This is a genomic window from Rathayibacter sp. VKM Ac-2760 (assembly GCF_009834185.1).
Taxonomy (GTDB): Bacteria; Actinomycetota; Actinomycetes; order Actinomycetales; family Microbacteriaceae; genus Rathayibacter.
This window is the reverse complement of sequence record NZ_CP047173.1, coordinates 1-12,129: the sequence shown is the minus strand read 5'-3', so window position 1 is coordinate 12,129 and position 12,129 is coordinate 1. Positions and strand designations below refer to the sequence as shown.

The window sequence follows — 12,129 nt, the reverse complement described above, 5'->3', positions numbered from 1 at the left end:
TCGCGAGCGGGACGCAGGAACCGCTCGTTCGAGGCCGTGGAGGTCCTGGCGGCTCTCGACGCCTTCGCCGCGAGGGCACGACGCCCGCGGTTCGGCACGCGGAGCGCGGGATGAGAGAGAAGAAGGGTGTGGAGCCTAGGAGATTCGAACTCCTGACATCCTGCTTGCAAAGCAGGCGCTCTACCAACTGAGCTAAGGCCCCGGACCGGCGGTGAGGCGCCGGCGAGAGTGGAACGGCCCGTCACCTCGCGGTGACGGGCCGTTCGGCACGTGGGGGTACCAGGACTTGAACCTGGGACCTCTTCATTATCAGTGAAGCGCTCTAACCGCCTGAGCTATACCCCCGAAATGGCCAGATGAGACTCTACCCGACGACGCGTCAGAATCCCAATCGGCCGCTCCGCGTCCCTACTGGTTGGTGAAGCCGACCAGCAGGCCACCCGTGATCTTGACGCTGAGGTTGTACAGCAGCGCCACGATCGCACCGAGGGCGGTGGTGACGATCGTGTTGAGCACGGCCACGACGATCGCGAAGCCCATGATCTGGGGCAGCGAGATGATCGTGTTGAGGTCGAAGGCCTCGGCGCCGGCGATGTCCTGGACGAGGCCGTTGACCTCGTCGAAGACGCCCGTCTGCGCGAGGACCGTGTAGACGAGGTAGACGACGACGATCGTGATGATCGCCAGCGTCAGCCCCAGCAGGAACGACAGCTTGACCGCCGACCAGAAGTCGACGTACACGAGCTTGAGTCTGACCTGCTTCGCCGCCGGGCTCTTCGCGGACTTCCTGGCGAGCTTCTCGGCGACCGTGCTACTCATCGACGGACCCATCCTCCTCCGACACCGCATCGGACTCGGCCGTAGCCGCAGCGGCGTCGGGATCCTCGTCCGGGGCGTCGATATTGCGTTCGGTGTTCTTGGCGAGTGCGATGATGCGGTCGTCCTCTGCGAATCGTGCGAAGACGACTCCCATGGTGTCGCGACCCTTGGCCGGGACCTCGGCCACCGCAGAGCGTACCACCTTGCCACTCGCGAGAACGACGAGCACCTCGTCGTCCTCGCCGGTGATGATGGCGCCGACGAGGTCGCCGCGCTTCTCCTCCAGCTTGGCCACCTTGATGCCCAGGCCGCCGCGGCCCTGGAGCCGGTACTGGTCGACGGCGGTGCGCTTGGCGTAGCCGCCCTCGGTCACCACGAAGACGTAGCCCTCGTCGCTGACGACGTTGGCGTCCAGCAGTCGGTCGTCGCCGCGGAACGACATGCCCATCACTCCGGAGGTGGAGCGGCCCATCGGGCGCAGCGCCTGATCGGAGGCGGTGAAGCGGATCGACATGCCCTTGCGGGAGACCAGCAGCACGTCGCTGTCCTCGTCGACCAGCAGAGCGGAGACGAGCTCGTCGCCCTCGCGCAGCTTGATCGCGATGATGCCGCCGGAGCGGTTGGTGTCGTACTCGGCCAGCGCGGTCTTCTTGACCAGGCCGTCGCGGGTGGCGAGGACGAGGTAGCGGGCCGCCTCGTAGTCGCGGATGTCGAGGATCTGCGCGATCTGCTCGCCCGGCTCGAGCGCGAGCAGGTTCGCGATGTGCTGGCCCTTCGCGTCGCGGCTCACCTCCTGCAGCTCGTACGTCTTGGCGCGGTACACGCGGCCGGTGTTCGTGAAGAACAGCAGCCAGTGGTGCGTCGTGGTGACGAAGAAGTGCTCGACGATGTCGTCGGCCTTGAGCTGGGCGCCGCGCACGCCGCGGCCGCCGCGGTGCTGCGCGCGGTAGGAGTCGCTGCGGGTGCGCTTGAGGTAGCCGCCGCGGGTGACGGTGACGACCATCTCCTCCTCGGGGATCAGGTCCTCGACGCTCATGTCGCCGTCGAAGCCGAAGAGGATCTCGGTGCGGCGGTCGTCGCCGAAGCGGTCGACGATCTCGTCCAGCTCGTCGGAGATGATCGTGCGCTGGCGCTCGGGGCTCGCGAGGATCGACTTGTAGTCCTCGATCTCGGCCTGGATCCTGTCGTGCTCATCGATGATCTTCTGGCGCTCGAGAGCGGCGAGGCGGCGCAGCTGCATGTCGAGGATGGCGCGCGACTGCACCTCGTCGATGTCGAGGAGCTCCATCAGGCCGTCGCGGGCCTCCTCGACGGTGGGGGAGCGGCGGATGAGGGCGATGACCTCGTCGAGCGCGTCGAGCGCCTTGAGGTAGCCGCGCAGGATGTGGATCCGCGCCTCGGCCTCGTCGAGCAGGTACTGCGTGCGGCGGACGATGACCTCGACCTGGTGGTCGACCCACGCGCGGATGAAGCCGTCGAGCGAGAGCGTGCGCGGGATGCCGTCGACGATCGCGAGCATGTTCGCGCCGAAGTTCTCCTGCAGCGGGGTGTGCTTGTAGAGGTTGTTCAGGACGACCTTCGCGACCGCGTCGCGCTTGAGCACCACGACGAGGCGCTGACCGGTGCGACCCGAGGTCTCGTCGCGGATGTCGGCGATGCCGGAGACCCGGCCGTCCTTGACCAGCTCGGCGATCTTGATCGCGAGGTTGTCGGGGTTCACCTGGTACGGCAGCTCGGTGACGACGAGACAGGTGCGGCCCTGGATCTCCTCGATCGAGACGACCGCGCGCATCGTGATCGAGCCGCGGCCCGTGCGGTACGCGTCCTGGATGCCGCGGACACCGAGGATCTGCGCGCCGGTGGGGAAGTCGGGGCCCTTGATCCGCTGCAGGAGCGCCTCGAGCAGCTCCTCGCGCGACGCCTCCGGGTTCTCGAGCGCCCACTTGGCACCCGACGCGACCTCGCGGAGGTTGTGCGGCGGGATGTTGGTGGCCATGCCGACCGCGATGCCGACGGAGCCGTTGACCAGCAGGTTCGGGAAGCGCGCGGGGAGGATCGCCGGCTCGCGCGTGCGGCCGTCGTAGTTGTCCTGGAAGTCGACGGTGTTCTTGTCGATGTCGCGGACCATCTCGAGTGCCAGCGGGGCCATCTTGGTCTCGGTGTAGCGGGGGGCCGCCGCGCCGTCGTTGCCGGGAGAGCCGAAGTTGCCCTGGCCGAGCGCGAGCGGGTAGCGGAGGCTCCACGGCTGCACGAGGCGCACGAGCGCGTCGTAGATGGCGGAGTCGCCGTGCGGGTGGAACTGGCCCATCACGTCGCCGACGACGCGGGAGCACTTCGAGAACGCCTTGTCGGGGCGGTAGCCGCCGTCGTACATCGCGTAGATCACCCGGCGGTGGACGGGCTTGAGCCCGTCGCGCACCTCGGGCAGCGCACGCCCGACGATGACGCTCATCGCGTAGTCGAGATAGGAGCGCTGCATCTCGAGCTGCAGGTCGACCGGCTCGATCTTGTCGTGCCCGTGGATCACCACACCGGTCTCGGTGACGATGTCCTCGCCGTCGGCCGGTCCGGTGGGGGTGTCTGATTCGTCTGCCATGATCTCTGTCTTCTCAGGTGGGTCCGGGCCCCGGGTCGTGACGGGGGGCGGGTCGCGCCGGGTGTCAGTGTTCTCGTCGCCGGCCGCTGAGGCCGCTGTGTGGTGCTTGCCGGGAATGCGACCCGTTGAGTGTCGCCGTCACGTCTTCGAGGTGGTCGCGGCGGCGGTCCACTGGACCGCCGGGCTGCCGCCTTTCGAAGGACGTGAGATTCCTCGCCATCCTTTAGATGTCGAGGAATCTCACGTCCTTCGCATTTTTCTGGATGAAGGAGCGGCGGGACTCGACGTCCTCGCCCATCAGGGTCGAGAAGATCTCGTCGGCCGCGGCCGCGTCGTCGAGGGTGACCTGGAGGAGGGTCCGCGTCGCGGGGTCCATCGTGGTCTCCCACAGCTCCTTGTAGTCCATCTCGCCGAGGCCCTTGTAGCGCTGGATGCCGTTCTCCTTGGGCATGCGCTTGTTCGAGGCGGAGCCGTGCGCGATCAGCGCGTCGCGCTCGCGGTCGCTGTAGACGTACTCGTGCGGCGAGTTCGACCACTTGAGGCGGTACAGCGGCGGCTGGGCGAGGTAGACGTAGCCGAGGTCGATCAGCGGCCGCATGTAGCGGAACAGCAGGGTCAGCAGCAGCGTCGTGATGTGCTGGCCGTCGACGTCGGCGTCGGCCATCAGGATGATCTTGTGGTACCGCGCCTTATCGGGGTTGAAGTCCTCGCCGATGCCCGCGCCGAACGCCGTGATCATCGCCTGGACCTCGTTGTTGCCGAGGGCGCGGTCGAGCCGCGCCTTCTCCACGTTGAGGATCTTGCCGCGCAGGGGGAGGATCGCCTGCGTCTCGGGGTTGCGGCCCTGGACGGCGGAGCCGCCGGCCGAGTCGCCCTCGACGATGAAGATCTCGGAGATCGACGGGTCCTTCGACTGGCAGTCCTTGAGCTTGCCGGGCATGCCGCCGCCCTCGAGGAGCCCCTTGCGGCGCGCGGTCTCGCGGGCCTTGCGCGCGGCCATCCGCGCGGAGGCCGCCTGGATCGCCTTCCGGATGATGTCCTTGGCCTGGTTGGGGTTGCGGTCGAACCAGTCGGCGAGCTGCTCGCCGGCGACCCGCTGCACGAACGCCTTGGCCTCGGTGTTGCCGAGCTTGGTCTTGGTCTGGCCCTCGAACTGCGGCTCGCCGAGCTTGATCGACACGACGGCGGTGAGGCCCTCGCGGATGTCGTCGCCGGAGAGGTTCTCGTCCTTCTCCTTGAGCAGGTTGTTCGCGCGCGCGTACTTGTTGACGAGGGTCGTCAGCGCGGCGCGGAATCCCTCCTCGTGTGTGCCGCCCTCGTGCGTGTTGATCGTGTTCGCGTAGGTGTGCACGCTCTCGGTGTACGCGGTGGTCCACTGCATCGCGACCTCGAGGGAGATGCGGCGCTCGGTGTCCTCCGACTCGAAGTCGATGATCTCCGAGTGCACGAGGTCCGACTTCTTCAGCGAGTTGATGTACTCGACGTAGTCGACGAGGCCCTTCTCGTAGAGGAAGACGTCGGTGCGCGGACCGGAGGTCTCGTCCTCGCCCACGCCCTCGAACTCGACCTCCTTCTCGTCCGTCAGCGCGATGCGGAGGCCCTTGTTGAGGAACGCCATCTGCTGGAAGCGCGCGCGGAGCGTCTCGTAGTCGAACTCGACGGTCTCGAAGATGTCGGCGTTGGGCCAGAAGGTGATGGTGGTGCCGGTCTCGTCGCTGGCCTCGCCCTTCGCGAGCGGTGCCTCGGGCACGCCGTCGGCGAAGGTCATCCGGTAGACGGCGCCCTGGCGCTTCACCTCGACCTCGAGGCGGGTGGAGAGGGCGTTGACGACGGAGGAGCCGACGCCGTGCAGACCGCCGGAGACCGCGTAGCCGCCGCCGCCGAACTTGCCGCCGGCGTGCAGCACGGTGAGGACGAGCTCGACCGTCGAGATGCCCTCGGTGGGGTGCATGTCGACCGGGATGCCGCGGCCGTTGTCGACGACGGTGAGACCGCCGTCGGCGCGCACGACGACCTCGATGTTGTCGCAGTGGCCCGCGAGCGCCTCGTCGACGGCGTTGTCGACGATCTCGTAGACCAGGTGGTGCAGACCGCGCGGGCCGGTCGAGCCGATGTACATGCCGGGGCGCTTGCGGACCGCCTCCAGGCCCTCGAGCACCTGGATCTGGTTCGCGCCGTAGTCGCCGGACGACTTCGTCGACATGCTCTCGTGCGGGGCGTCGACGGGAGCGGAGGGGCCGGTGGAGCCGTTCGCGTCCAGGTCGTTCGCTGCGGGTGACGTGGAGTCGGTCGGCTCGGGTGTCATAGCTGTGGAGTTCTCCTCTGACGGTCCGTCGCGGCGCGCCCGCGGATCTGGAGATCACGCGCGCGGTGTCGACGCTGCGGTTCGGCGGCCCTCCATTCTATCGCGCGGGAGGCGGTGACGCGGCGCTCAGTGGCGATCTGACGAACGTTTTCCGCGGGGTCGACCGAAAATGCGTCCTCAGCCGTAGGTATCGCGCGGACCACGCCCTGGAATCGACCTGGGGCCCTTTTTCCAGTTCGGGACGTCGGGCCCCTGGAAACGGATCGCGGTGATGCCCGCGTCGGGGTGGTTCACCGCGATGTGGTTCATGATCTCGATCCGCATCAGCCGGAGCTGCGTCGACCAGGCCGTCGACTCGCACGCCACCGTGAGGACGCCGTCGACCACGCCGACCGGAGCGGAGTGCTTGGCGGTCTCCTCGCCGGCGATCGCCGTCCACGAGGAGATGAGGTCGCCCTGCGCGAGCGGGGCGGTCCAGCCGAGCTTCACCGTGAGAGAGGAGAGCACGTCGCCGAGGTCGTGCGGATCTCGGCCGCCGCCGAACGGGGCGGCGTCGCCCTTCGGCTCGGCCCGGTCGACGGTCTTCCGGATGCGCCGAGGGGCGTCGCCGCCGAAGACCTCCTTGAGGTGCTGGTAGACGCGTGCGGCCTCGGAGTCGGGGGCCGGGGCGGCGCGGCGGGGGGAGTCAGCCATCGTTCGGCTCCCCGTCGGGATCGGGGACGGGTGCGGGAGCGGCGTCCGGGACGGCGTCGGACTCGACGATGCGTCCCGCCTCGATCCGGACCGTGTGCGCCGCCAGAGCCGGAGGCACGTCGTCGAAGACCGCGGCGGTGATCAGCACCTGCTCGTAGTCGGCGACCACGGCGGCGAGCCGCTCGCGACGGCGGGCGTCCAGCTCGGCGAAGACGTCGTCGAGCATCAGGACCGGGTCGCCCATCGGCGAGTCCCGGCGGAGCAGCTCGGCCGCCCCGAGCTTGAGCGCGAGCGCGAACGACCAGCTCTCGCCGTGGCTGGCGTAGCCCCTGGCCGGCAGGTCGTTCAGCTCGAACTGCACGTCGTCGCGGTGCGGGCCGACGAGCGAGATCCCGCGGTCGAGCTCGCGCCGCCGCCCGGAGAGGAGCGCGGCCGAGAACGTTCCGGCGAGCTCCGCCGATGCGACGGGGGAGGAGGACGCGGACGGGTCGACCGGCTCGTCCTCGTCGTCGACCGCGCCGGCGATGCTCAGGCGCGAGCGCAGCAGCGGACGCTGATCCGCGCCGGCGACCGACTCGTAGGCCGAGCGGACCGGTCCGCTCAGCTCCTCGACGAGGGTCAGGCGCGACTGCATGATCTCGGTGCCGAGGGCGACCAGCCGCTCGTCCCAGATGTCGAGCGTGCCGAGCTTCGCGGGATCGCGGACGCCGCTCGCGCGCGCGGACTTGAGGAGGGAGTTGCGCTGGCGGAGCACCCGCTCGTAGTCGGCCTGCACGGCGCTCATCCGCGGGGAGCGGAGGACGACCAGCTGATCGAGGAAGCGGCGGCGCGCGGACGGGTCGCCGCGGATGAGGAGGAGGTCCTCCGGCGCGAAGAGGACGCTCGAGAAGAAGCGGCGGAGCTCTCGCGGCTTGATGCCGCCGCGGTTGATCTGCGCTCGGTTGGGGGAGGAGCGGTTGATCTGCACCTCGGCGAGGAGGTCGCGCTCGCCGTTGCGGAGGCGGGCGCGGATCACCGCACTGTCCTGACCCGCGCGGATCAGAGCCTGGTCGGTGGACACGCGGTGCGAGCCGAGGGTGGAGAGGTAGCCGAGCGACTCGACCAGGTTCGTCTTGCCCTGGCCGTTGCGTCCGACGAACAGGTTGGGGCCGGGCGCGAGCGCGACGTCGACGGAGGCGTAGTTGCGGAAGTCGCTCAACGCCAGCTGCGTCACCTGCACGCGCTCACCTCCTCCTCCACTCTGCCCGATGCCGCCGGCCGTGGCGCCGGGTCTCGATACGCCGCCCCGCGGCTACTCGACCAGCACGCAGGGGACGACGACCCGGCGACCGACGTCTTTGCGACGTGGGTCTCGATACGCCGCTCCGCGGCTACTCGACCAGCATGCAGAGGGCGCGCCCCGTGCAAGGTGCAGGCGGCCGGAGGCCCGCCGCGACCATGACAGCATGCCTGCGTCATGGTGGCGGCGGGCCGCAGATCGCCGTCCGCGACCGGCTCTGCGGGACGCCACGGCTTCGAGAAGCCGACCGCCGTTGAGGACCGCCTCGGCGGTCCTCAACCCGTCGACTCAGTCGACGGCTTTGACGGAGTGCCCGCCGAACTGGTTGCGGAGCGCCGCGACGGCCTTCATCGCGGGGGAGTCCTCCTGGCGGGAGACGAAGCGGGCGAAGATCGAGGCGCTGATCGTGGGGACGGGGACGGCGTTGTTGATGGCCTCCTCGATGGTCCAGCGGCCCTCGCCGGAGTCCTGGACGTAGCCCTCGATGTGCTCGAACTCCGGGTCCTGCTCGAGCGCGCGGACGAGCAGCTCGAGGAGCCAGGACCGGACGACCGTGCCGCGCTGCCAGGCCTTGAAGGTGCCGGTGACGTCCTTGATGATGTCCTTGCGGGTGTCGAGGAGCTCGTAGCCCTCGGCGAACGCCTGCATCAGCGCGTACTCGATGCCGTTGTGCACCATCTTCGCGTAGTGGCCGGCGCCGACCTCGCCGACGTGGACGAAGCCCTCCTCGCGGGGGCCCTCGGGGCGCAGCGCGTCGAAGACGGGCATCGCGTAGTCGACGAGCTCCTTCGGGCCGCCGACCATCAGGCCGTACCCGTTCTCGAGGCCCCAGACGCCGCCGGAGACGCCGGCGTCGATGTAGTGGATGCCCTTGGGCTTCAGCAGCGCATCGTGCTTGAAGTCCTCGGTGAAGCGGGAGTTGCCGCCGTCGATGACGAGGTCGCCCTCGCTGAGCTTCTCGGAGAGGTCGGTGACGACCGCGTCCGTGATCGCGCCGGCGGGAACCATCACCCAGACGATGCGCGGCGCGGGAAGGGCGGCGATCATCTCGTCGAGCGAGGCGGCGTCCGAGACGTCGGGGTTGCGGTCGTAGCCGGTGACCTCGACGCCCTTCTCCCGGAGGCGGGAGCGCATGTTGTCGCCCATCTTGCCGAGTCCGACGAGTCCGATGTGCATGGTGAACCTTCCTGGGATTCGATGTCCGGCGGGCGGGTGCTCGCCGGGAGCAGGGCGGTCGCGGCGCTGCGATCGGGGTGTCAGCGGGTGGGGAGTCAGCGCAGGAGCAGGTTGGGCTGCAGCAGGTAGCGGTAGCTGTCGTTGCCCGGCTGCTCACGGGAGGTCTGCGCCGTGATCAGGACCGGCCCCGGCTTGTTCGGGTTCTCGGTCTTGGTGAAGGCGATCCGCACGAACTCCGAGTGCACGGCGGCGAGCCCGTCGAGCAGGAACTGCGGCTTGAGGGAGACGACGACGTCGGTGCCGGTGACGATGGCGTCGATCGACTCGGAGGCCTGCGCCTGCTCGGAGCCGATGGCCTCGAGGGTCAGCCCGTCGCTGCTGAAGCTGAAGCGCAGCGCTGCCTCGCGCTCGAGGACGAGGGAGACGCGGCGGGTCGCCTCGATGAGGTCGCTCGTCGCCATCACCGCGTAGTTCTCGACGGCGGCGGGGAAGAGCCGCTTGACGGGCGGGAAGTTGCCCTTGATCAGGAGCGAGGTGACGGTCTTGCGGTCGGCCGTGAAGGCGATCAGCTCGCGCTCGTCGCGCTGCGTGATCGCGACGGAGACGGTGCCGGAGTGGCTGAAGGTCTTGCCGACCTCCTGGAGCGTCCGCGCGGGCACGAGCGCGGTGAGCGGCTGGCTGGGGGCGGCGTTGTCGCCGTTGTCCCAGTCGATCTCGCGGACGGCCACGCGGTAGCGGTCCGTGGCGACGAGGCCGATCGTGTTCTCGGTGATCTCGAGCTGCACACCGGTGATGACGGGGGTGACGTCGTCGCGCGAGGCGGCGACGGCGACCTGCGAGATCGCAGCGGAGAAGGCGTCAGCGGGGACGAGTCCGGTGGACGCGTCGATCTCGGGGATGCTCGGGTACTCCTCCACGGGCATCTGGAGCAGGGTGAAGTGCGCGGAGCCGGCCGAGACCGAGACGCGCGACTCCTCCGTCGCCACGCGCACGGGCGCGTTGGGCAGGCGGTTCGCGATGTCCGCGAGCAGGCGGCCCGAGACGAGGACCGTTCCGGTCTCCTCGACGTCGGCGGCGATCTGCGTCTGCGCGGAGACCTCGTAGTCGAACGAGGAGAGCGTGAGGCCCTCGGCCGTCGCCTCGATGAGGATGCCCGAGAGGATCGGCAGAGTCGTGCGCTGCGGCAGCAGCTTGACCGCGAACGACACCGCCTCGCTGAAGACATCGCGGTTGGCTTGGAACCTCACGAGAACACCCCTGACGAGTCGTGGACGAAGACCGACGCCCATCGTACTCGTCAGCTCCGGCGTGCCCGGAAGCACGACGCCCGCCCGGCACCGCCGAGCCCTGTGGAGAGGTTGCCGGTCCGCCCCTGATTAAAGAGAGAACTGCGTTAACAGTGTTAACACGTGTGGAAACTGTGGAAAACGTCCGGGGCCCCTACTGCCGACTGCGATGCGGACCGGGTCGGGGTGTGGAGGGAGTGTGAGCGCGCTCGTGGACGGGCTGTGGAGGGATCCGGCCGGGTGGTCGCGAGTGCACAGGCGGCTATCCGGAGCGCACAGTTCGAGGGCGGTTGTCCACAGTTATCCACAGGTTGCTCACACGTGTGGAAATCGACCGAGATCGTTCGATGTGGCGAACGAGGGCGGGCGTGGCGGGGTGTCGGCCGGGGTGCATCGGGATCTGGCGTCACCGGGAGGGGTGGGTCTCGATACGCCGCTGCGCGGCTGCTCGACCAGCATGGAAGGGCCGCTGTGCGGCTGCTCGACCAGCATGGAAGGGCCGCTGTGCGGCTGCTCGACCGGAGGGAGGGAGCAGCCGGCGGCCTCGGGGTCAGCGGTTGGTCTTGATGCGGGTGGTCAGCTCGGTGACCTGGTTGTAGATGCTGCGGCGCTCCTTCATGAGCTCCGAGATCTTCTTGTTCGCGTACATGACGGTGGTGTGGTCGCGGTTGCCGAACAGCTGGCCGATCTTGGGCAGCGAGAGGTTCGTCAGCTCGCGGCAGAGGTACATCGCGATCTGGCGGGCTGTGGCCACCGCCTGCGAGCGCGACGAGCCGTAGAGGTCGTCGACCGTCAGCTTGAAGTAGTCCGCGGTGTGATTGATGATGTCGACCGGCGAGATGACGTTGTCCTCGTCGAGCGTGATCAGGTCCTTCAGCACCGTCTGCACCAGGGCCATGTCGACCGGCGTGCGGTTGAGGCTCGCGAAGGCGGTGACGCGGATCAGCGTCCCCTCCAGTTCGCGGATGTTGCTCGACACCTTCGACGCCATGAACTCGAGGATGTCGTCGGGGACCAGCAGCTTCTCGCTGACGGCCTTCTTGCGCAGGATCGCGATGCGGGTCTCGAGGTCGGGCGCCTGCACATCGGTGATCAGGCCCCACTCGAAGCGCGAGCGCATCCGGTCCTCGAAGCCCGTCAGTGCCTTCGGCGGCAGGTCGGACGTGATGACGACCTGCTTGTTGTGATCGTGCAGCTGGTTGAAGGTGTGGAAGAACGCCTCCTGCGTCTCCGCCTTGCCCTGCAGGAACTGGATGTCGTCGATCAGGAGGATGTCGACGTTGCGGTACCGGCCGTGGAACGCATTGCCGCGGTTGTTCGCGATCGAGTTGATGAAGTCGTTCGTGAACTCCTCGCTCGACACGTAGCGGACGCGGATGCCCGGGTAGAGGCTCATCGCGTAGTGGCCGATGGCGTGCAGGAGGTGGGTCTTGCCGAGCCCGGAGTCGCCGTAGACGAAGAGCGGGTTGTAGGCCTTGGCCGGCGCCTCGGCCACGGCGACCGCGGCCGCGTGCGCGAAGCGGTTCGAACCGCCGATGACGAAGTTGTCGAAGCTGTACTTCGGGTTCAGCCGGGTGTCGGTGGCCGGCACCGTGCGCAGCTCCTCGACGACGCGCACCGGCGGGGCCACCGTGGCGGAGGAACCGGTGACGGGCTCGAACGGGTTCATCGAGTCGGACGACGGCGAGCTCATCGGCTCGTGCTCGATGTCCGGGTTCACCACGAAGGCGAACGTCGTGACGCCGAAGGAGTCGTCGAGCGCGCCGATCGCGCTGAGCAGGGGGACGCGGACGCGGTGCTCGAGCATGCCGCGGGTGAACTCGTTCGGGACCTCCAGATAGAAGGTGCCGGCCATGATGCCCTTCGGCTCGACGAGCGAGACGAAGCCGTACATCGGGGCGGTGATGCGCTCGTCCTGCGAGAGGGCGCCGCGGATCACGTTCCACGCGTCGATCATCGACGTGTCGTCAGGCAT

8 protein-coding genes and 2 tRNA genes are annotated in these 12,129 nt (G+C 68.6%); all 10 read right to left on the bottom strand.

Features of this window, described 5'->3' with window-relative positions:
* Positions 1-129: 129 nt before the first annotated feature.
* Positions 130-202, bottom strand: a tRNA-Ala gene (locus GSU72_RS00050).
* A gap of 69 nt (positions 203-271) precedes the next feature.
* Positions 272-345: transfer RNA gene (locus GSU72_RS00045), tRNA-Ile, on the bottom strand.
* Between the two features lie 63 nt (positions 346-408).
* A complete protein-coding gene (locus tag GSU72_RS00040) occupies positions 409-819 on the bottom strand; it encodes a DUF3566 domain-containing protein (RefSeq protein ID WP_159982649.1) in 411 nt (136 codons plus the stop codon).
* Positions 812-3,415, bottom strand: a complete 2,604-nt coding sequence (gyrA, locus tag GSU72_RS00035; protein ID WP_159982647.1) for a DNA gyrase subunit A — start codon at positions 3,413-3,415, stop codon at positions 812-814. The genes GSU72_RS00040 and gyrA overlap by 8 nt, the downstream gene beginning before the upstream one ends.
* Before the next feature lie 223 nt (positions 3,416-3,638).
* A complete protein-coding gene (gene gyrB, locus GSU72_RS00030; protein ID WP_208545177.1) occupies positions 3,639-5,618 on the bottom strand; it encodes a DNA topoisomerase (ATP-hydrolyzing) subunit B in 1,980 nt (659 codons plus the stop codon).
* A gap of 279 nt (positions 5,619-5,897) precedes the next feature.
* Positions 5,898-6,413: a DciA family protein gene (locus GSU72_RS00025; protein ID WP_159982643.1), complete on the bottom strand. Its 516-nt coding sequence runs from the start codon at positions 6,411-6,413 to the stop codon at positions 5,898-5,900.
* Positions 6,406-7,632, bottom strand: a complete 1,227-nt coding sequence (recF, locus tag GSU72_RS00020) for a DNA replication/repair protein RecF (RefSeq protein WP_159982641.1) — start codon at positions 7,630-7,632, stop codon at positions 6,406-6,408. The genes GSU72_RS00025 and recF overlap by 8 nt, the downstream gene beginning before the upstream one ends.
* A gap of 348 nt (positions 7,633-7,980) precedes the next feature.
* Positions 7,981-8,868, bottom strand: a complete 888-nt coding sequence (gene gnd / locus GSU72_RS00015; RefSeq protein WP_159982639.1) for a phosphogluconate dehydrogenase (NAD(+)-dependent, decarboxylating) — start codon at positions 8,866-8,868, stop codon at positions 7,981-7,983.
* 95 nt (positions 8,869-8,963) lie between these two features.
* Positions 8,964-10,115, bottom strand: a complete 1,152-nt coding sequence (gene dnaN, locus GSU72_RS00010) for a DNA polymerase III subunit beta (RefSeq protein ID WP_159982637.1) — start codon at positions 10,113-10,115, stop codon at positions 8,964-8,966.
* Positions 10,116-10,704: 589 nt separating this feature from the next.
* A complete protein-coding gene (gene dnaA, locus GSU72_RS00005) occupies positions 10,705-12,129 on the bottom strand; it encodes a chromosomal replication initiator protein DnaA (RefSeq protein ID WP_159982635.1) in 1,425 nt (474 codons plus the stop codon).